The organism is Micromonospora sp. WMMA1923 (genome assembly GCF_049179195.1).
Classification (GTDB): domain Bacteria; phylum Actinomycetota; class Actinomycetes; order Mycobacteriales; family Micromonosporaceae; genus Micromonospora; species Micromonospora yangpuensis.
This window is the reverse complement of record NZ_JBMHLZ010000001.1, coordinates 5,925,648-5,949,502: the sequence shown is the minus strand read 5'-3', so window position 1 is coordinate 5,949,502 and position 23,855 is coordinate 5,925,648. Positions and strand designations below refer to the sequence as shown.

General features: G+C 72.7%; 15 protein-coding genes. 8 read left to right on the top strand and 7 right to left on the bottom strand.

The features are described 5' to 3' along the window. Positions 1–5 precede the first annotated feature (5 nt). The 3 genes from ACN28G_RS27045 (at position 6) to ACN28G_RS27035 (ending at position 3,903) form a co-directional block, all read left to right on the top strand. A complete protein-coding gene (locus ACN28G_RS27045; protein WP_091432972.1) occupies positions 6–968 on the top strand; it encodes a hypothetical protein in 963 nt (320 codons plus the stop codon). Next, positions 965–2,602, top strand: a complete 1,638-nt coding sequence (locus tag ACN28G_RS27040; protein WP_421480627.1) for an adenylosuccinate synthetase — start codon at positions 965–967, stop codon at positions 2,600–2,602. The genes ACN28G_RS27045 and ACN28G_RS27040 overlap by 4 nt, the downstream gene beginning before the upstream one ends. A gap of 671 nt (positions 2,603–3,273) precedes the next feature. Next, entirely contained in the window at positions 3,274–3,903 is a 630-nt protein-coding gene (locus ACN28G_RS27035) for a DedA family protein (protein WP_091432963.1), read from the top strand. 45 nt (positions 3,904–3,948) lie between these two features. Here the strand turns inward: ACN28G_RS27035 and ACN28G_RS27030 are convergent, their stop codons facing one another. Further along, on the bottom strand, positions 3,949–5,376 hold the full coding sequence (locus ACN28G_RS27030; RefSeq protein ID WP_421480626.1) for a HEAT repeat domain-containing protein: 1,428 nt from the start codon (positions 5,374–5,376) through the stop codon (positions 3,949–3,951). Between the two features lie 190 nt (positions 5,377–5,566). Between ACN28G_RS27030 and ACN28G_RS27025 the strand changes: the two genes are divergently transcribed. After that, positions 5,567–6,019, top strand: coding sequence for an SCP2 sterol-binding domain-containing protein (locus tag ACN28G_RS27025; protein WP_091432959.1), 453 nt, complete (start codon positions 5,567–5,569; stop codon positions 6,017–6,019). Positions 6,020–6,248: 229 nt separating this feature from the next. On the opposite strand, the gene ACN28G_RS27020 is transcribed toward ACN28G_RS27025, so the two are convergent. The 3 genes from ACN28G_RS27020 to ACN28G_RS27010 all read right to left on the bottom strand — a co-directional run bounded on the left by ACN28G_RS27020 (position 6,249) and on the right by ACN28G_RS27010 (position 14,072). Then, complete coding sequence (locus ACN28G_RS27020) at positions 6,249–11,327, bottom strand: DNA repair ATPase (protein WP_421480625.1); 5,079 nt, start codon at positions 11,325–11,327, stop codon at positions 6,249–6,251. Further along, the gene (locus ACN28G_RS27015) at positions 11,320–13,299 is read right to left on the bottom strand and encodes an SPFH domain-containing protein (protein WP_421480624.1); all 1,980 of its coding nucleotides are present in this window, start codon (positions 13,297–13,299) and stop codon (positions 11,320–11,322) included. Before ACN28G_RS27015 ends, ACN28G_RS27020 begins: the two co-directional genes overlap by 8 nt. Before the next feature lie 146 nt (positions 13,300–13,445). Beyond that, positions 13,446–14,072, bottom strand: coding sequence for a hypothetical protein (locus tag ACN28G_RS27010; protein WP_421480623.1), 627 nt, complete (start codon positions 14,070–14,072; stop codon positions 13,446–13,448). 143 nt (positions 14,073–14,215) lie between these two features. Between ACN28G_RS27010 and nshR the strand changes: the two genes are divergently transcribed. Continuing rightward, a complete protein-coding gene (nshR, locus tag ACN28G_RS27005; protein ID WP_091432954.1) occupies positions 14,216–15,118 on the top strand; it encodes an NshR/TsnR family 23S rRNA methyltransferase in 903 nt (300 codons plus the stop codon). A 96-nt stretch (positions 15,119–15,214) separates the two neighbouring features. On the opposite strand, the gene purD is transcribed toward nshR, so the two are convergent. Then, a complete protein-coding gene (gene purD, locus ACN28G_RS27000) occupies positions 15,215–16,465 on the bottom strand; it encodes a phosphoribosylamine--glycine ligase (protein WP_421480622.1) in 1,251 nt (416 codons plus the stop codon). Positions 16,466–16,511: 46 nt separating this feature from the next. Next, on the bottom strand, positions 16,512–17,801 hold the full coding sequence (locus tag ACN28G_RS26995; protein WP_091432945.1) for an adenylosuccinate synthase: 1,290 nt from the start codon (positions 17,799–17,801) through the stop codon (positions 16,512–16,514). Positions 17,802–17,925: 124 nt separating this feature from the next. Here ACN28G_RS26995 and ACN28G_RS26990 point away from each other — a divergent pair, with 124 nt between their 5' ends. After that, entirely contained in the window at positions 17,926–18,927 is a 1,002-nt protein-coding gene (locus ACN28G_RS26990; protein WP_421480621.1) for a hypothetical protein, read from the top strand. Positions 18,928–19,381: 454 nt separating this feature from the next. Next, positions 19,382–21,607, top strand: a complete 2,226-nt coding sequence (locus ACN28G_RS26985; RefSeq protein WP_421480984.1) for a chromosome partitioning protein — start codon at positions 19,382–19,384, stop codon at positions 21,605–21,607. A gap of 126 nt (positions 21,608–21,733) precedes the next feature. Here the strand turns inward: ACN28G_RS26985 and ACN28G_RS26980 are convergent, their stop codons facing one another. Then, a complete protein-coding gene (locus ACN28G_RS26980; protein WP_091432935.1) occupies positions 21,734–22,162 on the bottom strand; it encodes a DUF3151 domain-containing protein in 429 nt (142 codons plus the stop codon). Positions 22,163–22,507: 345 nt separating this feature from the next. Here ACN28G_RS26980 and ACN28G_RS26975 point away from each other — a divergent pair, with 345 nt between their 5' ends. Beyond that, positions 22,508–23,812: an LOG family protein gene (locus ACN28G_RS26975; protein ID WP_175440404.1), complete on the top strand. Its 1,305-nt coding sequence runs from the start codon at positions 22,508–22,510 to the stop codon at positions 23,810–23,812. The last annotated feature ends 43 nt before the right edge of the window (positions 23,813–23,855 follow it).

Below are 23,855 nucleotides of genomic sequence, written 5' to 3'. Positions count from 1 at the left end.
CTGCCATGGGCAGCGGAGTCTGGTCCACCAACGTCTACGACGCGGCCAAGAAGTACCGCCGGGCCGCCGGCAAGAGCGCCTTCTCGTACAGCGACAGCGGGGCCCGCACGGTCCACCCGGCGCTGGACCCCCGGGACGCCATGCGGGAGGCCCGCGACTCGGCCGAGCACCCGCAGTCGACCCCGATCGCGGTGCTCTTCGACGTCACCGGATCGATGGGGCACGTGCCCCGCACCCTGCAGGAGAAGCTGCCGCAACTGCTCGGCCTGCTCCAGCGCCAGGGGTACGCCCGCGACCCGCAGATCATGTTCGGCGCGATCGGCGACGCCACCTGCGACCGGGTGCCTCTGCAGGTAGGGCAGTTCGAGTCGGACAACCGGATGGACGAAGACCTCGGCCGGATCGTCCTGGAGGGCGGCGGTGGCGGCCAGATGATGGAGTCGTACGAGCTGGCGCTGTACTTCATGGCCCGGCACACGGCCACCGACAGCTGGGACAGGCGCGGCCGACGCGGCTACCTGTTCATCATCGGCGACGAGCTGGCGTACGCCGGGGTCAAGCACCGGGAGGTGACCGGGGTGATCGGCGACCGGATCGGCGAGGACATCCCGGTCCGGCGGATCGTCGACGAGGTCACCGAGCGCTGGGACACGTACTACCTGCTCCCCGCCGGCAGCCACTACGCCCGCAACTCGAAGGTGCTGGACTTCTGGCGCGACCTGCTCGGGCAGAACGCCGTCACCCTCGACGACCTGGACGCGGTCTGCGAGACCATCGCGCTCACCATCGGCCTCGGCGAGGAGGCCATCGAGCTGGAGGAGGGCCTGCGGGACCTGGACCGGGCCGGCTCGACGGCCACCGCGACGGTCTCCAAGGCGCTGGCCCCGCTGCGCGCCGGCCGGCAGACCGTGGCATCGACGCTGCCGGCGGCGACCCGCCCGGCGACCCGTGGGGTCACCCGGCTATGAACCCGACCACCCGCACGCCCGGTCCGGTCGGTGGTGGCACCGGCCGGGCCGGGGACCGGCACCGCCGGCCCCGGTTCCCCCGCCCGAACGGGACCGGTGGGGGAATCGGGGCCGGCGGGCGACACGTCATGGTCGTCGACCTCTCCTACGGTGACGCCGGCAAGGGCACCGTGGTCGACTGGCTCTGCGCCACCCGCCCGGTGCACACCGTGATCCGCTTCAACGGGGGCGCCCAGGCGGCGCACAACGTCGTCCTGCGTGACGGCCGACACCACACGTTCGCCCAGTTCGGGGCGGGTACGTTCCGCCCCGGGGTGCGGACCCACCTGGCCCGGCAGGTGGTGGTGGACCCGCTGGCCCTGGCCGCCGAGGCCGAGCACCTGGCCGCCGTCGGCGTGCCGGACGCCCTCGACCGGCTCACCGTAGACGGCGAGGCGCTGCTGGCCACCCCGTACCACCGGGCCGCCAACCGGGCCCGCGAGCTGGCCCGCGGCGACGACCGGCACGGCTCGTGCGGGCTGGGCGTGGGCGAGACCATGGCGTACGCGCTGAGCCACCCCGACGAGGCACCCCGGGTCGCCGACTGCCACAACCCGGTGGTGCTGCGCCGTCGCCTCACCGCGCTGGCCGACCGGCTCACCGCCGAACTGGGGCCGCTGGACGCCCCGCCGGTCGAGGACTGCCTGCCGGCGTTCACCGGATTCGCCGAGCGGGTGACCATCGTCGACCGGACGTACCTGGCCGGGGTGCTGCGGGCCGGGACCTGCGTCTTCGAGGGGGCGCAGGGGGTGCTGCTGGACGAGTGGCACGGCTTCCACCCGTACACCACCTGGAGCACCACCACCTTCGCCAACGCCGAGGCGCTACTGGCCGAGGCCGGGCTGGCCGGGCAGGCCGAGCGGCTGGGCGTACTGCGGACCGTCACCACCCGGCACGGCCCCGGTCCGCTGGTCACCGAGGACCCGACACTGCCGTTGGCCGACCCGCACAACCCGACGAACCCGTGGCAGGGGCGTTTCCGGTTCGGCCACTTCGACGCGGTCGCCCACCGGTACGCCCTCGACGTGGTCGGCGGCGTCGACGGCCTGGCGCTGACCCACCTCGACCTCGCCGACCGGGGCCTGGACCTGCGGATCTGCCGCCGCTACAGTACGCCCGACGAACTGGCCCCCGGCGGCCCTGACGGCTCGGTCACCGACCGGCTGGTGCCTGTCGGCCCTGACGGCTCGGCCACCGACCGGCTGGTCCCTGTCGATCCTGACGGCTCGGCCACCGACCGGCTGGTCCCTGGCGGCCCTGACGGCTCAGTCACCGAGCGGCTGGTGCCTGGCGACCCTGGCGGGCCGGTCCCCGGCCGGGCCCTCGACCCGCTGATGCCCCGTCGCCCTGGCGGCTCGGCACCGGACCCGGGCTTCGACCCGCTGGTGCCCGGTCCGGCCGGTGACCTCGATCGGCAGGCCGCACTGACCGCCCGGCTGCTCGACGCCCGTCCGGTGTACGACCCCGGGACGCCGGAGGACTGGCCGGAGGCGGTGTCGGTGGCCCTCGACGTACCGGTGGTGCTCACCTCCCACTCCCCCACCGCCGAGGGCAAGGTCGAATGGGCCCGTGCCCTGCCGACGCCCGTCGCCTAGCCGAGCGGCCCCCGACGTCCCGCCTGCGAGGCATCTGCGGCAGGGCCCAGGGCCGTTTTCTTCCAATCACCCCGCCTGCTGTCGACGCCTCCCAGGCCTGACGGGACAGGGGTGGTTCGGTCGCCCGGTCACCGCCACCAACCCTGACCCGCAGAACGCCCCGACTCCCACCCCCTCCCACGGCCGATGCGCCTCGCCCTCTTCACACCCGGCCGGGGTGTAGATCTTGGACACTTACCGTTCTATTTGGACGGTAAGTGTCCAAGATCTACATCGGGTTCCGCTTCGGCGGTGACGGGGCAGGTGGGTCGGGGGGTGGGTCGGGGGGTGGTCGGGGAGCAGAAGGGAGTTTGGGCCGGACTTGCCCCATTTTTATGCCTGCTGTGCGTCTGCAACAGCCATGGTCACGTGGGAGACTTGCGCCCTTCGCCCTTCGCCCTTCGCCCTTCGCCCTTCGCCCTTCGCCCTTCGCCCTTCGCCCTTCGCCCTTCGCCCTTCGCCGAAGATCTTGGAAGAATGAGGCCCCGATAGGGGCACTTTTCTTCCAAGATCCGGACCGTGACCCCGAACCAGCCTCGGGCTACGTCAAGGAGCGCCACCACCAGGCAGTCATTAGCCCGAGAAGCACCGTTTCGCGGCATTCGTCAAGCCGTACCGTCGAGCATGGGGGCATGCAGTCGCTGCTCGACCTGCTCCGGGAGACGGTCACCTCGCCCTGGGTCTACCTGGTGATCTTCGTGATCACGGCGGTGGACGCGGTCTTTCCGGCCGTCCCAGGGGAGACGGTGGTGGTCACCGCCGGGGTCTTCGCAGCCACCGGTCCACCCGACCTGACCTGGGTAATCGTGCTGGCCGCCCTGGGCGCGCTCGCCGGCGACCACCTCTCGTACGCCGTCGGACGGTACGGCGGCAGCGGTCGGCTGGACCGGTCACCGGCCGAGAGCCGACGGCGGGCCGGGTCGCGGTGGGCCCGCCGGGCGGTGGACCGGCGCGGCGGCATGATCCTCACCACCGCCCGGTACCTGCCCGGTGGACGAACCGCAGTGACCCTGACCATGGGCGCGGTCCGCTACCCGCTGCGCTTCTTCCTGCTCTACGACGCGCTCGCGGCCACGTTGTGGGCCCTTTACTGCGGGCTGCTCGGCTACTTCGGCGGGCTGGCCTTCGAACGCGACCCGGTCAAGGGCATCCTGGTCGGCGTCGGACTGTCCGTGGCCGTCACCGGACTGCTGGAGGCGGCCAGGTGGCTACGCCGCCGGATCCACCGCCGAGCCTCCCGCCGCCGGACCGCCGTCCGCTGAATGTTCGTCGGTTGGACCGCCCCGCCCATGTGGGTCGGTGCGGCCTCAGCCAGGCCCTCCGCCGGCCACCCCGACGCTGTCGGCAAGATACGCCCGCATCGCGTCCCGGTCGGCGGGCAGGCCGTACCCGCGGAGCAACGAGCTGAAGTTGCCGAAGACGCTCTCGCCGATCAACCACGGTCGCGGCGAACGGGCCAGCACCTCGACCAGGCGCCGTTGATCGGGGAGCAACTCGGCGACCGGCGCGCCGGTGGGGGGTGCGCCGGCCGGGAACGCCGTCCGCAGCGCCTCCGTGGCCACCGGCAACGCCTCGGTTCCGCTGACGGCGGGCAGCCGGTCGAGCAACGCGTCGAAGGCCCGGTCGGCGTAGGCCGGGCCGAGCTGCCGCAGGGCCAGTGCCGCGTACCCGCCCAGGTCGCCGTCGAGGAACGGCACGTGACCGTCGGTCTCGGGTCGGTGTGGGGACCCGGCCGGGGTGACGGCCAGCCACCGCAGCAACTCGTCGACGGTCGCCGCGTCGACCTCCGCGCCCAGCACCCGGGCCCGCCCGACGGCCGCTGCCCAGCGCACCACGGGTCGCGGATCGGCCAGCAGGCCGGCGTACGGTGCCGCCCCGAGCAGCCCCGCCGCCACCACAGCGGTCGCCACCTCGGCTGGCGTCCGTCGCACCCCGCCGGACGGTTCGAACTCCGCCCCGCCGGACGGTTCGAAGTCCGCCCCGCCGGACGGTTCGAAGTCCGCGCCGTCGGGCCGTTCGACCTCCGCGCCGTCGGACGGTTCGAAGTCCGCGCCGTCGGGCCGTTCGGCGTCGACGCCGCCAACTCGCTCGGCCCGGCCACCGCCCGCGATCAGTGCGGTCAAGGCGGGAAGACTGCCGGCCGCCTCCTCCGGAAACCAGCCCAACGCGTACGCCGCTCCGGCCCGTACCCCGGGGTCGGAGTGGTCGAGCAGGCTACGGAACAGCGGGACGCCGGCCCGGACCGCGTCGTACACCGCCAACGCGACGTACGTCCAGAGCCGGTCCTGGTCCGCCGCGCTCAGCGACTCGACGTACTCGTACTCGACGTACTCCTTGTCGTCCTCGTCCTCGTCCTCGCCGACCCACGGTGGTGGCTTGGCGGCGAGCAGCTCCCGTCCGCCCCGCGCCGCCTGGCGGCACTCACCGACCGGGAAGCCGTCGGGCAGGAAGCTCTCGTCGTAACCGATGGCCAGCGAGGTGAGCAGGGTGAGCAACCAGTCCGGCTCCGGCGTGTCCGGGTCGGCGAGCAGTTCGAGCAGGAAGGGCACCGCGTACGCGCTGGCCTGGTAGCGGGTGCCCTGGTGGAAGATGTTGCCGAAGAGCGCGTTCAGGGCCTGCTGGCGCACCGGCTGCTCGGGTGAGCGCAGGGCGCGGATCTGGTCGGGCACGTCGGCGGCCGACCCGTAGGCGTGGCCGAGTCGTGACCACTGGATGTCGTCGATTCCGTCAAGCACGCGACCATCCTGACCCGTCCCACCGACAGTTCCACCCAATGCCTGTTTGGAAGGGGCCCTTCCTATACAGAATGCGTTAACAGGGGGCCCTTCCTTACACGGGGGGAGCGGTTGCGGGGGGTATCTACTCGTGCGTAGGTTTACGCCGGAGTAACCGAGACCGGACGGCGCGCGAGAGGGCACATCCACCATGACTGAGTTCGACCCGGCCACCTTCGCCAACTACGGCCCGAAGGAGTTCGCCAAGCTGGTCAAGTCCACCCCGGACGCCAAGATCGCCGAGGTGATGTCGGGCCCGATGCGGGGCAGGGTGCTCGGCGAGGTCTTCGGACGGATGCCGACCATCTTCCGCCCGGAGAAGGCCGGCAACACCAACGCGGTGATCCACTGGAACATCGGTGGCCGTCCCGACGGCGGCACGGACTCCTACGAGGTGGTCATCGCCGACGGCACCTGCACCGTCAACGAGACCCCGCAGCACGAGCCGAAGCTCAGCCTCACGATGGGTCCGGTCGAGTTCCTCAAGATCGTTTCCGGAGCGGCCAACCCGGTGATGATGTTCATGACGGGCAAGCTGAAGGCCAAGGGTGACCTGGGCCTGGCCGCCAACATCGCCAACCTGTTCGACATCCCCAAGGCCTGACCCCCGCCGAGCCCCCACCGCACCCCACCGGGCCGACCGGCAACCGCAACATCCAGGAACAAGTGGCCTGCGGCCGCCCCACCGACCACCACATCCACGAACCAGTCGCGGGCGGTCGCCCTACCGACCACCACATCCACGAACCAGTCGCGGGCGGTCGCCCTACCGGCCACCACATCCAGGGACTGGCGGTGGTGGCCGGGCGAGTGGAGGCGGGGGCTTGGCAGGGTCAGGGGTGGCTGGTGGCGCGGCCGATGGCGGCCTCCACCCCGCCGACCCGGTCGGCGAGCAGGCCCAGCGCCCCGACCGCGCGGTCCAGCGGGTCGTCGCCGGCCCCACCGAGGGCGCGGGCGCGCAGGAAGCCGGCCTTCACCTCGGCCCAGCGGCGGGCCTGTTCCGGGCTGAGCCGACCGCGCAGCTCGGCGAGCTTGAGCAGGTTGGCCTCCGCCCCGGCGGCCAGGGTCTGCGCCTCGCCGACGTAGTGGTCGTCGATCACGGCCTCCAGCTCCGCGTCGTTGAGCACCGGGACGACCTTCTCGGCCAGCTTGTTCATGTTGCGGTACGACCCCTGCAACTGGAACGGCGGCTCGGTACGCGACGCGTCGGCCTGCGCCGCCGAGGCGATGTACGCCTGGTTGTTGGTCAACACCACCCGCTGTACGTGCAGCAGCTTGCGCAGCACCGAGACGATCTGCTCCAGTTCGACCCCGGAGTACGGGTGGCTGAGCTGGTCCGGGCGGACCGAGTCGTCGCCCCTCGCCAGCCGGACCAGCAGCTCCAGGTCGCCACGGTCCCGGGTGGACAGCGGCGCGAGCACCGTGTTGGCGGTCAGTGCGTTCTCGATGTAGCTCAACGCGAACGCCTCCTCCCGGCCGGAGAGCACGTCACCGAGGTTCCACACGTCGGCCCGGTTGGCCAGCATGTCCGGCACCCGGAACCGCTTGCCCGACTCGGTGTACGGGTTACCGGCCATGCACACCGCGAACCGCTTCCCGCGCAGGTCGTAGGTGCGGGTCCGGCCCTCCCAGACGCCCTCCATCCGGCGCTGGGCGTCGCAGAGCGGGATGAACTTCTGCAGCAGCTCCGGTGAGGTGTGCTGGATGTCGTCCAGGTAGAGCAGGACGTTGTTGCCCATCTCCAGGGCGAAGGAGATCTTCTCCACCTCCTGCCGGGCGGTGGCGTCGGGTGCCTCGGCCGGGTCCAGGGAGGTGACCTGCGAGCCCAGGGCCGGCCCGTTGACCTTGACGAAGACCAGGCCGAGCCGGCTGGCGACGTACTCCATCAGGGTGGTCTTGCCGTAGCCCGGCGGGGAGATCAGCAGCAGCAGGCCCATCTGGTCGACCCGCTTGTTCTCCCCGGTGGCCCCGAGCTGCCGGGCCAGGTTGTCGCCGATCAGCGGCAGGTAGACCTCGTCCAGCAACCGGTTGCGGACGAACGCGCTCATCACCTTCGGCTGGAACTCGGTGAGCCGCAACCGGTCCCGCTCGGCGGCCACCAGCTCGTTGCGGCGGTGCTGGAAGTCCCGGTACGCCGGGACCTGCTCGGTGCGGAACCGGCCGACCCGGGCCAGCGTCTCGTCGAGCCGCAGCTCCAGCCGTCCCCCGCTGAGCCGGGGGTGGGTGCCGAGCAGTCCGTCGACCGTACCGGCCAGCGCCGCCCCGGTCTCCCGCCGGGGCAGGTCCGGGCCGCACAGTTCGACCGCGACCGCCTCCGGCAGGTCGTAGCCGGAGAGCTGTCCGTCGTCGGTGGCCAGGAACGCGGTCAGCCACGCCTCGACCAGCTGGTACCGGCTGGCCAGGTCGTCGCCGACGGCCCGCAGGTCGTCGTCGAACTCCCGGCTGGACCGGGACTGCCGGCCGCCGAGGGCCCGCCGGAACCGGTCGAGCAGGGTACGCGCGCCGGCCCCGGTGACGAAGCCGACAGGTGTCTGGGCCACCTCCTCGAAGAGGTACGCCCCGGCCAGGTCGGCCTCGGCGGCCGGCCCGGTCAGGCCGCGCTCGCCGAGGAACGTGCCGATCGCGGCGGCCAGCTCGGTGTGCCACCGGTCGATGGCGTCCCCCTGGCCGGAGTCGAGCGGGGGCCGGCCGAACCGGGCCCGCGCCCGGGCCAGCGAGACCGCCCGTGCCGACCAGGCCAGTCGGGCCGGCTCGGTGCTGCCGAAGCGCCAGAAGAGCTGGGCGGCGGCCCGGGCGGCGGGCGGGTGCCGCAGCAGCCCGGCCGCGGCGTGCAGGCGCAGCAGCGTACCCAGGATGGTCGCCGCGTCGTGGTCGTGCACGCCGCGCTCGTACCCCTCGTCGTAGCGGGTCTCGGCGACGGTCCGGACCAGCTCGCGGAGCTGGTCCGGGTCGAGGGCCGCGGCCTGGAGGGCGTCCAGCCGCAGGGTGCCCCGGCCGGCCTCGGCGTCGGCCAGGATCGAGGTGGCCAGGTACTCCGCCCGGTACACCTGCGGGGACTCGGAGACCAGGAGCTGGTCCCAGAACCGGCGGGTGGACTGGAACTGCTCGTCGACGACCGGGGCCCGGTAGTCGGTGCCGGTGACCGCGATGGCCATCCGTCCGTCGTGCGGCACCACGGTCACGTCGATCGCCTGGGTGTTGACCGCGAACCGGTGCCGCCCCAGCCGGATCGTCTCCCCGCCGTCGGCGTACAGGTCCAGCCGGTCCCGCAGGCCGCGCCCGGCCTCCTGGCGGGCGGCCCGGATCCGGCCGTCCAGCTCCTCGGCCCGGACCGGATCGCCGAGGGTACGCAGCTCGTCGACGACCGACCGCAGTCGACCCACCATCGCGTCCGAGGCGAAGTAGGTGTTGATCTCGTCCAGGGTGCCCAGGGTGCCGACCCGGCGCTGCACGCTCACCAGGATCCGCTCGGCCGAGGAGACCATCCGGTCCGCCCGGCGGGCCCGGTCGTCGAGCAGGGCCTGCTTGCGCGAGGAGAACGCCTCGTAGATGTCGGCCCGGCGGGTGGTCAACTCGTCCAGGAAGTCGTCGAACTCCCCGAACCGCGCCTCCAGCGTCTCCACCTGCAACAGCAGCCGGCCGAGCTGCTCGTCGCAGCGTTCCGGGGTGTCCGCCGCCGCCAGCGCCCCGGTCACCGCCTGCCCGAGCAGGGCGAACTCGGCGGCGAAGCCGGCCCGCCCCTCGGCCTGGCGCAGCTCGCGCCGGCGACCGTCCAGCGCCGCCCGGGCCCGGTTGACCCCGCCGAGCACCTCGCCGATGCTCGCCAGGATCTGGGTGCGTACCGTCGCGTCGGCGATGTCGAGGCCACCGACCACCTCGGTGATGGTCTGCAGCCCGTCGGCCCGCTCGGCAAGCTCGTCGCCGACCGGGGTCGCCTCGGCGACCGTGCCGATCGCGGCGGCCCGCTCGGCCAGCCGCGCCACCTCCGACCGGTACGCCTCGAAGGCGTCGTCGCGGCTGAGGAAGTCCACCGCCCGCCGGCCGGCGAAGGCCAGGTCGTCGTCCAGCCGGGCGGCCAACTCGGCGATCCGCTCCTGGTCGACGTAGTGCAGCTCGCCCACGGTCACCAGGTGCCCCTGGGCCTGCCGGAGCCCGGCGAGCTGGCGGACCCAGTCGTCGGCGCTCAGTGGCGCCTCGCCCCGGACCCGGCGACTCAACGAGGCGACCTGCTCGGCGGTGGCGGTCAGCTCCCGGGCCGCCTGCGCGGTCAGCGCACGGACCTTCTCGTACTCGTCGAGCACCTGACCGGCGGTGGCCCGTACCTCGGCCAGCGGGGCGGCCAGGTTGCCCAGCTCCTCGTCGGCCAGCCAGTGGTAGTGGTCGAAGATCCGGGTGCAGGCGGCGATCAGCGACTCGTGCAGCCCGGCCGCCGCCCCGGTGTCACCGGCCGTACGCGCCACCGAGAGGCAGTCCGAGATGCCCCGGACCAGGTCGGCGTTGCCCACGCGTTCCAGCGGCCCGGTCCCCACGGGTTGGGCGGCGGCGTAGCTGTCGGAGAGGAACGGGGTCTGCCAGACCTGCATCGGATGGACCCGGGTGGGCTCCTCGGAGACCGCCCGGAACACCACAAGCGTGCCGTCGTCGAAGAGGGAGAACCCGTGGCAGGGGATCGGGGCCGCCACCTCCTTGCGGATCGCGTTGTACGGCAGCAGCAGCGACCGGCCCTCCGCCCGGCCGTGGAAGACGTAGAGCACGTCCTCGCCGTTGGTGGAGCGGACCACCCGCTCGAACTCCAGGTCGGCGACCTCGGTGTCGAAGGTCCGCGTCTCACCGGTGGCCAGGTGGTAGCCGCCGGGGAAGATGATCCCGTGGTCCTCCGGCAGCCGTTGGCAGGCCACCCCGATCCCGTCCAGCCGGGCCACCTGCCGGGTGAGCGTGTTGAAGACCAGGTGCCGCCACTCGGTCTCCTTGTACGGCCGGATCCGCAGCAGGATCAGCGGACCCACCCGGGCGTAACCGATCTCGGCGTCGGCCAGGCTCTGCAACGGCTCGTCGACCGGCTCGCGGTAGATGCCCTCCCCGGTCTCGGTGTTGTCCTCCACCTTGACGGTGAGGTCACCACCGACCGTCTCGACGAACACCTCCCCCTCGATGGAGATGTGCGGGTGCCGGCCGAGCACGTGGTGCTCCCGGACCGTCGGGGTCCACTCGAAGTCGTGGCTGGGCGGGAAGACGTGGTCCCGTTCGCCCCGGCTGTCCAGGTACTCGACGGTGCCGTCGGTGCCGACGGCCCAGCGCAGCACCCGGACGTCGTCGACCCGGGGGCCGGTCTGGAAGACCGCCAGCAACCGACCCTCGACCCGGCGCAGCTGCAACAGCCGGGTCTGCCGGTAGTACCGGTACAGCTCGTTGAAGTCCCGCTCGAAGCGGGGGTCCCGCAGCAGCCCCGGCAGTTCGGTCCGGCCCACCTCGTCGAACCGGTAGCCGCCGCCGGCCGGGTCCGGCTCGAAGCGGTGCAGGGAGAAGACGTCGTCCACCGTCGTCTCCGGCTTGAGGCCGATGAAGACGTTGTACCCGAAGAGCATCAGCCCGCCCACCGAGACGATGTCCCGGGGTACGCAGTTGTGCGCGGTCCGGATCCGCTCGGTGCTGGTCAGCCGCAACTCGGTGCTGCCGAAGGTCTCCAGGCGTCGCGCGTTGAGCTGCTCCGCCCGGCGGCCCAGCTCACCTGCCTGCTCGGCGAGCCGCCGCCGGAGCACCTCGTAGCTGCCCGCCTCCAGCCCGGCCGGGCCGTCCGGGCCGGCCGAACCGGCCGGGCCGGTGGCGTCGGCCGCCGGGGCCGGCGCGGCGGTGGTGGCGCCGGGCACAGGCCCGGAGTCCGCACCGGCCGCGCCGGTCACCGGCTCACTCACCGGCGTGCTGCCGCGACCCGCTCAGCGCGGCGACCGGCGTGCCGTCCAGCCCGAGCTTCTTCGCGGCCCGCAGCAGCTCCTCCAGCTTGCCCTGGTTGGCGCCGCCGGCCTTGATCTGCTGGGCCAGGAACGCGGAGAGGGTGAGGTTCTGCACGTCGGCGGTGTTGAGCGAGCCGAGCACCTGGGAGAGGTCGTCGGTGAAGCTGGCCTTGCCGTCCAGCCACGGCTGGGCCACGCTGCGGGCCACGTCGGAGTGGGCGACGAAGCCGTCCACGCTCTTGCCGAACGAGATCGAGCTGAGCAGCCGGTCGAAGAAGACGCTGTCCCCGCCGACGATGTCGATGTTCGCCTTCTCCAGCCCGGTGGAGACCAGTTTCGCCTGGGCCTCGGCGACGTGCCGCTGGGCGTCCAGGCCGGCCAGCCGGACCTCCTTCTCCAGCTCCAACCGCAGGCGGTACTCCTCGTGCTCGCGGGTGGCGTCGTCAAGCGCGGCCATCGCCGCGGCCTTCTCGGTCAGACCCTCGGCCTCACCCTTGAGCTTCTCGCGGACCGCCTCGGCGACGATCAGCGCCTTCTCCCGCTCCACGCTGGCCTCGGCCCGACCGACCCGCTCGATCGCCTCCGCGCCGCGCTCGCGTACCTGCACCTCGGCCAGGCCGGCGGCGGCGGCTTCGGCCTGCTGCCCCTCGGCCAGCCGGATCCGGGCCTGCGCGTCCAGCTCCGCGGCCTGCTGCCGGGCCTCGGCCAGAACCAGTTCCTCGCGGGCCTTGAACTTCGCCGCCTGCTCGGCCGCCTCGGCCGCCTTGATGTCCTTGACCAGGCCCTCCTGCGCCTCGGCCTCGGCCTGGATGATCACCGCCTGGCGGGTCCGCTCGGCCTCCTCGACCACCCGCAGGCGCTTGATGTTCTCCTCCTGCTCGGCGACGGTCTTCTCCACCGCGATCCGCTCCCGGATCACCTCGGCGATCGACCGCTTCTCCGCCTCGACCTCCTTGTTCTTGGCGATCGTGCTCAGCTCGGTCTCCCGGTCCCGGCCGATCACCTCCAACATGCGGTCCTTCTCGATCCGCTCGGTCTCGATGGCGATGACCCGCTCGCGGTTCTTCTCCGCGACGGCGATCTCCCGGGCCCGGTTCTCGTGCTGGACGCCGAGCTGCTCGTCGGTACGGATGTTCGCCGTCTCGGCCCGCAGCCGCTCCTCCGCCCGTACCCGGGTGGTTTCGGCCTCCTCGCGGGCCCGCATGGTGTCGATCTCCCGGCGCTGCTTGGCCTCGGCGTCGGCCTGCCGGCGCTCCAGCTCCAGGATGGCCTCGCGGGCGTCGACGTTCTGCCGGGTGATCTCCTTCTCCTCGCTGCGCCGGAACTCGTTGGTCCGGACGTGCTCCAGGGCGGTCAGCTCGGTGATCTTCCGGATGCCCTGGGCGTCGAGGATGTTGGCCGCGTCGAGCTGCGACATCGGGGTCTGCTCAAGGAAGTCGATCGCCGCGTCCTCAAGGCTGTACCCGTTGAGGTCGGTGCCGATGACCCGGATGATCTGGTCCCGGAACTCGTCGCGCTTGGTGTAGAGGTCGACGAAGTCGAGCTGCTTGCCGACGGTCTTCAGCGCCTCGGAGAACTTGGCGTTGAACAGCTCCTGCAGGGTCTCCCGGTCGCTGGCCCGGGCGGTGCCGATGGCCTGGGCGACCTTGATGACGTCCTCGGTGGTCTTGTTGACCCGGACGAAGAAGGTGATCCGGATGTCGGCGCGGATGTTGTCCCGACAGATCAGACCCTCGTGGCCGGTCCGCTCGATGTCGATGGTCTTGACCGAGATGTCCATGATCTCGGCCTTGTGCAGCACCGGCATGACCACCGCGCCGGTGAAGGTGACGTCGACCCGCCGCACCTTCGACACGATCAGGGCCTTGCCCTGCTCCACCTTGCGGAACAGCCGGCTGACCAGCAGCACCACCCCGAAAACGACCAGAAGCAAAACTGCCAGGAGTACGCCGATACCGGCGGTGAGGACATCCATGGGTGAGTACGCGGCGGCCCGGGCCCGGCGTACGCCGGCGGGTCCCGCGCATCCTCCTTTCGAGGGGTCGGTGCCAGGGGCTCGAAGTCGGGAAGGGGGGCGGGTCAGGCGAGCTCGGTCGAGGTGACCCAGAAGAACTCGCCGTCGGGTTCGTACTCGTAGATCACGGCCGTGCTGCCGGCGCGCAGCTGCTCGGTGCCGGTCTGCCGGACCTGGACCAGCGCCGACGAGCCGTCCTCGGCGGTCACCTCGGCCTGCCCGAAGTCCCGGGTCACCTGGCCGGTACGGATCACACAGAACCGACCCACGAAGGAGTGCCGGCTCGCCTCCGAGCCGGCCGGGAAGAGCCGCCGCAGCGGCACCACCAGCAGTCGGGTCAACAGCCAGGCGACCCCGGCGGCCAGCAGCAGCACCAGCACCGACAGCAGGGTCCGGGTGGCGGCGGTGAAGCCGGCCTGGTCGAGCAGCACCCCGCCGGCCAGACTGCCGAACCAGGCCAGCGCCACCAGCAGGGAGAGGACGATCACGCTGGGCAGGCCGCCCAGGCCGACCGAGGCGAGCAGCCCGCCGGTGGCGTCGGCGTCGGCGTCCTCACCGATGTCCAACACGCCGGTGAGCACCAGCAGCCAGTAGCCGACCACGACGACCAACAGGAAGCTGAACAGGACGGTGGGGAAGGCGAGCACCGCGTCGACGAACCCGGCCACCGGCGTCCCCTCCCTGGTCAGCACCAGCCGCCACGACCAGCCGGTTCAGCCATGATCGTGACACGAGGTGTCAACCTCGCCGAGGGGCCGAACGGACCGTCCGGAGCGTCCCCCGGGCCGGTCGGCCACGAACGGGGGTCGATCACGATTCTGTTAGGGTCGATTTCGTGGTAAGCCTCGACGTCATCACCGAACGGTCGGATCCGGCCGTGCAGCGGATCATGGACGTCACCAGGCACTCGCGGTCCGCCGTCCGCACCGTGCTCATCGAGGATGCCGAGCCGCTCGTGGAGTGCATCCGCGCCGGGCTGGAGTTCACCGAGGTCTACGGGGTGGAGACCAGCCCGCTCCCGGACGAGGTCCTCGCCGCCTGCCGGCAGCGGGACATTCCGGTCCGCCTGGTCGGGGCCCCGATCATGAACGACCTGTTCAAGACGGACAAGAAACCCAAGGCGTTCGGCATCGCCCGGGTCCCCAGGCCGTGGAGCTTCGACGAGTTGGCCCGCACGACCGGCGACATCATCGTCCTGGACGGCGTGAAGATCGTCGGCAACATCGGCGCCATCGTGCGGACGTCCTTCGCGCTCGGCGCCGCCGGCATCGTGCTGGTGGACAGCGACCTCACCACCATCGCGGATCGACGCCTGGTCCGGGCCAGCCGGGGTTACGTCTTCTCGCTCCCGATCGTGCTCGCCTCGCGCGCCGACGCGATCGCCCACTTCCGGCGCACCGGCATCCCGCTGGTCGCCTTCGACACCGAGGGCGACCTCGCGGTCGGCGAGCTGCGCTACGCCGACGAGCAGCTCGCCCTGCTGCTCGGCAGCGAGAAGACCGGCACGTCACGTTCCTTCGAGAGCATCGCCAGCCACTCGGTGTCGATCCCCATCAACCCGGCCGCGGAGTCGCTGAACGTCTCCGTCTGCGCCGGGATCGCGCTGTACGAACGGGTCCACTGGAACCTCGACGACCGGCGGCGCTCGCCGCAGCCGCCTCGGGCCGGCCGGTCGTCCAGCGCGCGCGGCACGGGGCGGCCCGCCCAGCCGGCGTACCCGGACCGCCGGAGCCGCTGACCCTGGTCCGCCCCCGTGCGACTCCCTGGCTGCGATCCTGGTCGGACACCTCCGGACACCTGGTCCTCGACGCGGGGGCCGAAATGTTCCCCGCGATCACCCGGGCAGCGTGATGCGCCCCTGCGCCGCGGCCAGGGCGATGTCGGTACGGTGCTGGGAACCGGCCAGCCCCACCCCGTCGACCAGGGCGTACGCGGCCTCCCGCGCGGCGGCCAGGTCGGTGCCGGTGGCCGTGGCACAGAGCACCCGGCCCCCGGTCGAGAGCAGCGGGCCGTCGGGATCCCGGCGAGCGGTGCCGGAGTGGATGATCCCCGGGGCGTCGGCACCGGTGATGGCGTCGCCGGTGCGCGGGGTCCCCGGGTACCCCTCGGCGGCGACCACCACGGTCACCGCCGAGCCGTCCCGCCACCGCAGCGGCGGGTGGTCGGCGAGGCTACCGGTGGCGGCGGCGTGCAGCAGGCCACCGAGCGGGCTCTCCAGCAGCGCCAGGACCACCTGGGTCTCGGGATCACCGAAGCGGGCGTTGAACTCGATCACCCGAGGCCCCTGGGCGGTGATGGCCAGGCCGACGTAGAGCAGCCCGACGAAGGGGTTGCCCCGACGCCGCATCTCGGCCAACGTCGGGTGCACGGTGTCCGCCATCACCTGGTCGACCAGGTCGACGGACGCCCAGGGCAGCGGGGCGTACGCGCCCATGCCGCCGGTGTTCGGGCCGGTGTCGCCGTCGCCGATCCGCTTGAAGTCCTGGGCCGGCAGGAGCGGGAGAGCCGCCTCGCCGTCGGTGACCACGAAGAGGGAGACCTCCGGGCCGGCGAGGTACTCCTCGACCACCACCCGACCGCAGTCGGCCGCGTGCGCGAGGGCGGCCTGCCGGTCGTCGGTGACCACCACGCCCTTGCCGGCGGCCAGCCCGTCGTTCTTCACCACGTACGGCGGGCCGAACTCGTCAAGCGCGGCGGCCGTGCCGACCGGGTCGGTGCAGGTGTACGAGCGCGCGGTGGGCACACCCGCGGCCGTCATGACCTCCTTGGCGAAGGTCTTGGAACCCTCCAGCCGGGCCGCCTCGGCGCTCGGGCCGAAGGCCGCGATGCCCTTGGCGCGTACCGCGTCGGCGACCCCGGCGACCAGCGGCGCCTCCGGCCCGATCACCACCAGGTCCGCGCCGACCTCCACGGCCAACGCCGCAACGGCGGCCGGATCGGTCGTGACCACCTGGCGCAACTCGGCGACACCGGCGATGCCGGGGTTGCCGGGGGCCGCGATCAGCCGCTCGACGGAAGGATCACCGGCGAGGCCGAGCGCGAGCGCATGCTCCCGCCCCCCGCCACCCACAAGAAGTACCCGCACGATGAGGCATCCTACTGATCGCCCCGGCGCCGCCGAGCCACGCCCGTCAGGGCAGCAGAGGATGGCGCAGCACGTTCTCCTCGCGGCCGGGGCCGACGCCCACCACGCTCACCCGGGTACCGGTGATCTCCTCGATCCGGGCGATGTAGCGTCGCGCGTTCTCGGGCAGCTCGTCCTCGGTACGGGCCTTGGTGATGTCCTCCGACCAGCCGTCGTGCTCCTCGTAGATCGGCGTGGCGTGGTGGAAGTCGGTCTGGGTCATCGGCATGTCGTCGAACCGCTCGCCGTTGATCTCGTACCCGACGCAGATCGGCACCTTGGGCAGGCCGGTCAGCACGTCCAGCTTCGTGATCACCAGGTCGGTGACCCCGTTCAGGCGGCAGGAGTACCGGGCGACCACGGCGTCGAACCAGCCACAGCGGCGCTCCCGGCCGGTCGTGGTGCCGTACTCGTGGCCGACCTTTCGTAGGTGCTGGCCGTTGTCGTCGAAGAGCTCGGTCGGGAACGGGCCGGCACCCACCCGGGTGGTGTACGCCTTGCTCACCGCGATGACCTTGGTGATCGCGGTCGGCGGGATGCCCGCCCCCACGCACGCCCCACCGGCCGTCGGATTCGACGAGGTGACGAAGGGGTACGTGCCGTGGTCCATGTCGAGCATGGTGGCCTGGGCACCCTCCAGCAGCACCGTGTCGCCCCGGTCCAGGGCGTCCCAGAGCATCACCCGGGTCTCGGCGATGTACGGCCGCAGCCGCTCGGCGTAGCCGAGGTACTCCTCGACGGTCGCGTCCACGTCGATCGCCTTGCGGTTGTAGACCTTGAACATGATCTGGTTCTTCTCGCGCAGCGCGAGTTCCAGCTTCTTGCGCAGGATGCCCGGGTCGAGCAGGTCCTGCAGCCGGATGCCCATCCGGGCGACCTTGTCGCCGTACGCGGGGCCGATGCCCCGGCCGGTGGTGCCGATCCGGGAGCTGCCGAGGTAACGCTCGACCACCCGGTCCAGCGCCCGGTGGTGCGGCATGATCAGGTGCGCGTCGCCGGAGATGCGCAGCCGGGAGACGTCCACGCCGCGTTCGGCGAGCCCGTCGATCTCCTCCAGCAGCACCTTCGGGTCGACCACCACACCGTTGCCGATGACGATCATCGCGCTCGGCGACAACGCCCCGGAGGGCATCAGGTGCAGGGCGTACTTCTGCCCGTCGGGGGTGATCACGGTGTGCCCGGCGTTGTTGCCGCCGGAGTAGCGCACGACGTAGTCGACCCGCTCACCCAGCAGGTCGGTAACCTTGCCTTTGCCCTCGTCGCCCCACTGAGCGCCGATGAGCACGATCGCTGGCATCTTCTCCGCCTCCAGAAGGCTCGGGTGCCAGGTGGCGACCGGTTGGCGAGCCCGGGGTGCCAGGCTAACAAGTAGTGACGGCACGGCCAGCAGGGGTCGTGGCGGGAAGCGGGAGGCCCCTACCGTGTACGACGTGGTGTTGCTCGCGCTCGACGCGGAGCACAACGCTGCCGGCGGGTGCGGCACCGGCGGAGCCTGCTGCGCCGGCCCGACCGCCGACGCCGCCGCCGGGCAGCAGCCGGCCGAGCGTTGTGCCACCCCGCGGGTGCCGGTGTTGGCCTGCGCGGACGCGCTCACCGCCCGGGGGGCGCGGGTGGAGACCGTCACCGCCCGCTCGGACGCCGAGATCGACGCGGTACTCGCCCGCTTCGACGGGCCGCCCCGACCGGACGGGCTCACCTGGCCCGACCCGGACGGCAAGACCAGGCTCGTGGTGGCCACCGCCAGCGACGCGCAGTTGCGCGCCGTGCTGCGCCGACTGGTCCGCCGGTACGCCCCACCGCCCAGTCGCCGCCCCGCCGACCTGGCCGGCAACCGTACGGTGCCGGACCTGCCACCGGTGGGCGTACTCCCGCTCGATCCGGCCCGGGGCACCCCGCACCGTGACCTTGCCGCGCAGCTCGGATTGCCACGCGACCCGGCGGCGGTGGCCACCGCCGCGCTCGACGGGACGGCCCGCCGGCTCGACCTGCTGCGCAACGACGGCGGTTCGGTGACCCTGGACGGCGCGCTGCTGGGGGCGGTCGACGACGCCGGTCGGCCGCTACCGTGGCGGGGCCGGGTGGAGGTGGACGACGTCGTCCTGTCCACCGGTGACGACCCCCTGCTGGCCTGCGCGGTCGGCAACTCCGGAGGGTACGCGCGCCTCGGTGACGTGGCCCTGCTGGCCGCGCCCGACCCGACCGACGGGGTGGTCGAGGTGGCGGTGGCCGTTCCCGTGGTCACCCGGCGGACGTTGGGCAGGAAGCGGGTGCGGTTGGAGGTCCGACGAGCCCGTGGCCGGGCGGTGGCGGTGATCCCCCGTGACGAGCGGGTGCCCTATCTCGACGACGGGGTTGAGGGGGAGCTGAGCCGGAAACGTTCCTGGTGGACAGAGCCGGGCGCCTGGGCGGTCTGGACGAGCTGAGGCAGGGTTGGTCCACATCGGCCGCCGTCAGCAGGACCGGCAGCGGGCGGGAGCCTATCCTCGGCAGGAGGAATGGGGGAGGAACGTGGCTGACCACAACGACCCGGTCCGGGGCCCGGGGCAGCACCCCGTGCCGGAACGAGACATCGAGCCGCTCTGGCCACCGGAGCCCGACGCACCGGCGGTACCCGGGAAGCCCTGGGCGGATCCGGGCCCTACGCCGGTCGAGCCGTTGCCCGGCGCGAACGCGTACCCGTCACTGAGCTACCCACCACCGCCGGCAACCGGGACGACGCCGGCACCGTGGGCGATGACCGGCCCACCCGACGGTACGGGTGGCTGGACGCCGATCCCGCCACGGGTACCGGTCCCGCCGGGTCCACCGGTCCCGGCCCGCCCCGGCGAGCCCGCCGCCGACCCGGCTCCGACAGCTCGCCACCGGGCAGTTCCGGAGGTGACCGACCAGCCTCCACCTACGCCCTCGCCTCCGGCCCCGGACGCCGCACCTGCCCCGCACCCGCCCTCATCCCCGTCCGCGACACCGACTCCGGATCCGGGATCGGGTGCGGGATCGGGTGCGGCGTCGGCACCGGATCCAGGATCGGGTGCGCGATCGGGTGCGGCGTCGGCACCGGATCCGGGATCGGGTGACCAGGTGCCGGCGCAGCGCGGTGCGCCGCCGGCTCCGGTCGACCTGAGCGCGCCCTTCACCCTGGACGAGCCGGTGGTACACCGGAGCAGGGCGGGCCAGCGCCCGCCGACGACCGGGGTCCGGCCCCAGCCGGAGTCACCGTGGGCACAACCCCCGCAGCGGACCAGCGGACCGGCCCCCGATCCGGTCTCGACCGGTGCCGCACCGCCCCACCAGCCCGGCACCGCCGGACTGCCCCAGTCCAACACCGCCAGGGCGACCCAGCCCAGCGTCGCCAAGCCAGCCCAGCCCGGCGTAGCGGGACAGCCCCAAGCCGGCGTCGCCGAGCCAGCCCAACCCGGCGTCGCGGGACAGCCCCAAGCCGGCGTGACGGGACAGGCCCAAGCCGGCGTGGCGGGACAGGCCCAGTCCAGCGTGCCGGAACAGGCTCAGGTCGGTACCGCCGGGACGGCCCAGTCCGGCGCCGGACCAGCCGGGTACGGGCCGGTGCCGGACGCGCCCAGGGGCGTCGGGCCGGTGCCGTCGCAACCGGCGCCGGTACCGGTGCCACCCGCACCGGTGCCGCCGGAGCCCGGCCCGCTCACTTCCGCGCACCCGGCCGAACCGGCACGGCCCCGGCTCGGACCGTTGCCGCCGACATTCAACCCACCCGGGCCGCTGGACCCGACGTTCAACCCGCCCGGACCGCTGCCGCCCCCGTACCGGTCGGGCCCTCCGGCCCAGCAACCCGCGCCGCCGCCCGGACCAGCGGCCCAGCAACCCGCGCCGCCGCCCGGACCAGCGGCCCAGCAACCCGCGCCGCCGCCCGGACCAGCGGCCCAGCAACCCGCGCCGCCGCCCGGACCAGCGGCCCAGCAACCCGGGTCACCATCCGACCCGTCAGCGCAGCAATCGGGAGCACCATCCGATCCGGCGGCCCAGCAGCCGGGACCACCACCCGGTCAGCTGTCACCGGGGTTGCCCGGTCCGTCACCCCGGGACCCGGCTGGCTGGTACCCGCCACCGTGGCAGCACGGCACCGGGCAGCACGGCACCGGGCAGCCGGGGACGCCACAAGCCGGGCCGGCGGCGTACCCGGATTCCTGGTCCGCGGAGTTGGCCGCCGCGCCCACGGCGGAGGACTTCGCCCGGCGGCGGCAGCTCCGCCCCCCGGACCCGGTGGCGGCCACCGGTTTCCGGGCGATGGTCAACAAGACCGGCCTGGTCAAGCTGCCACCCGGGCGGCACGAGCAGGAGTTGCGGCGCGACATCGAGATGGTGCGCCGCAACTTCGGTGGGCTGCGTCAGGTGACGGTGGTCAACCCGAAGGGTGGGGCCGGCAAGACGGTGGCCATCCTGCTGCTGGCGATGACCTTCGGGCAGAAGCGCGGCGGGTACGTGCTGGCCTGGGACAACAACGAGACCCAGGGCACCCTCGGCATGCGGGCCCAGCAGGACTTCCACTCCCGTACGGTGCGCGACATGCTGCGCGACCTGGGCCAGTTCCAGGGGGCGCACGGGCGGGTCGGTGACCTGTCGCAGTACGTCCGCTCGCAGGGCGAGGGGATGTTCGACGTGCTCGCCTCGGACGAGTCCGCCACGGGTGGCGAGATGCTCACCGCGGCGGCGTTCGCCGAGATCCGGGACGTGGTCAGCCGCTTCTACAAGTTGATCTTCGTCGACACCGGTAACAACGTCCGGGCCCAGAACTGGCAGGCCGCCATGGACGCCACCGACCAGTTACTGGTCACCATGTCGGCGCGGAACGACTCGGCGGAGACCGCCGCCCGGATGCTCGACCACCTGGAGCAGAGCGGGCGGCAGCGGCTGGTCCGGCAGGCGGTGACGGTCGTCTCCATGCCACCGTCCCGCAAGGAGATCGACCTACCGGCGATCCAGCAGCACTTCGCGGCGCGTACCCGGGCGGTGCTGCTCGCCCCGTACGAGCGACTGATCGACTCCGGCGAGCCGATCCGCTACGGCGGCCTCTCCGCCGCCACCCGGGATGCCTGGCTGAAGATCGCTGCCTCGGTCGCCGAGGGCCTCTGAGCAGGTCTTCTTCGCGAACTCCACGCTTCGTGGAAGTAGTGGCCCACATGAGGCCACTACTTCCACGAAACGGTGCCGTCTCGGAGCCGGTCCAGGACGGTGGACCGGCTCGATCCATCGGCCGGATCAGCTGCCGGCGAGGGCGTCTCCGGCAGCGGGGTCGCAGTCGCGGAGGAACTGGGCGCAGCGGGCCGCCTCGTCGGCCTCGCCGATCTCCCCGGCCGCCCGGGACAACACGTACAGGCAGCGCAGGAATCCCCGGTTGGGGCGGTGCGACCAGGGCACCGGGCCGTGCCCCTTCCAGCCGCTGCGGCGCAACTGGTCCAGACCCCGGTGGTATCCGGTGCGCGCGTACGCGTACGCCGCGACGACCTGGCCGGCGTCGAGGGCCCGGGTGGCCAGCGCCGCCCAGGCCGCGCTGTGGGTCGGAAAACGGGCAGCGGCCTCGGCGTACGCCTCCTCGCCGCCGGACTGTTCGGCGGCGCCAAGGGCGGCGTCAGCCTCGACGTTCTCGGGGAGAAGGGTGGCCGGTGGCTCCGGCAACAGGTTCTGCATCGCCCCATTCAACCCGCTTCGCCCTCGGCTGCGCGAGGGGGGTTGGCCTCGGTCGACTACCTGAACGGATGACCCGACACCGCCTGGTGACCAGTGTCGCCGGCCTGGCACGTCGGCTAGAACTGTAGGTCCGGAGCCTCCCCAGGACCCGGAACAACGGGAGCCCGGCGGTCTGACCGCCGGGCTCCCGCCGTTGCGGCCCGTGTCCGGCAGCCGGATTCCGCCCGCAGAGACGGCCTTTCGGTAGCTGCCCCGTCCGGAGAAGGCAGCCGGGTGTGGATCACCCGAACCCGTCGGAGGAGACGGCCGGGTGCGATCGCCGCAGCCGTCGGAAAGGATGGTCGGGTGCCGACCCCACCGCCAGCGGACGTCATCGAGCCGCACACCGCCCCCGCCGAGATCGAGACCCGGGCCGCGTTCGACCAGCGGCTCACCACCGGCAGCCTGACCGGACTGACCGTGCAGGGTCTCCGCCTCGACCTGGACCCGATCCCCGACCTCAGCGGGATCGAGGTCACCGGCACCCTCTTCATCGGGTGCCGGTTCGCCTCCCGGGACATCGGCGCGGACCTGGTCAGGCGCGGCGCGAACGTGGTGCCGCCGTTCTCCGGACTGCCCTATCCGACCCAGCCGTCGCACCTCTACACCCCGGAGGAACTCGCCGCCGGGTTCGCCGACAACGGCTTCGCCGGAATGTACGACACCCGCGTCTACCAACACTTCCGCGCTCACGGGGGCGCGCTGCCGGAGGTGAAGGAGGCGCTGGCGCAGCGGCTGCACGACCACGGGGTGGACAACGCCCTCGCCGACGCCACCCGGGCCTGGCTGGCCACCCACGGGCCCCAGTCGGTGGTCGGGATCATGGGCGGGCACGCGGTGCCACGCGGCAGTGTGCCGTACCGGCTGGCCGCCACCCTGGGCTGGGAGCTGGCGCGGGCCGACCGGCTGATCGTCACCGGTGGCGGCCCAGGAGTGATGGAGGCGGCGAACCTCGGCGCGTTCCTCGCCCCGTACCCGGCCGCGGAGCTGACCGCCGCGATCGACCTGCTCGCCGAGGCGCCCGACTTCACCGACCACGACCGGTACACGGCGGCGGCGCTCGCGGTCCGCCAACGCTACGGCCGCGGCGCCGGGGTCGCGACGGCCAGCGGCGGTGGAACGCCGACCCCGGCAGCGCCCGGTGGCGGGGCCGGCGCTGGTGGGACCGGCGATGGCGGGGTCGCCGGTGGCGGGGTGCCGCACCAGCGCGCGGTCGCCGACGTGGACTGGGCCCGCAGCGGTGGGCTGGCCATCCCCACCTGGTTGTACGGGCACGAGCCGGCGAACCTGTTCGCCGGGCGGATCGCGAAGTACTTCTCCAACGCGATCCGGGAGGACACCATTCTCCGGCTGGCCCGGGGCGGGATCGTCTTCGCGCCGGGCCGGGCCGGAACCGTGCAGGAGGTCTTCCAGGCGGCGACGAAGACGTTCTACGGCACCGACGGGGCCAGCGGCGCGTACGTCTTCCTGGACCGGGCCTACTGGACCCGCGAGCTGCCGGTCGAGGCGCTGCTGCGCCCGCTGCTGGCCGGCTCCCCCTTCGGTGACCTGGCCAAGAGCATCCACCTCACCGACGACGTCCACGAGGCGGTCCAGATCCTCACCCACTGACCCTCGTGCGTAAGGAAGGGCCCCTTGTTAACACGTGGCGGTG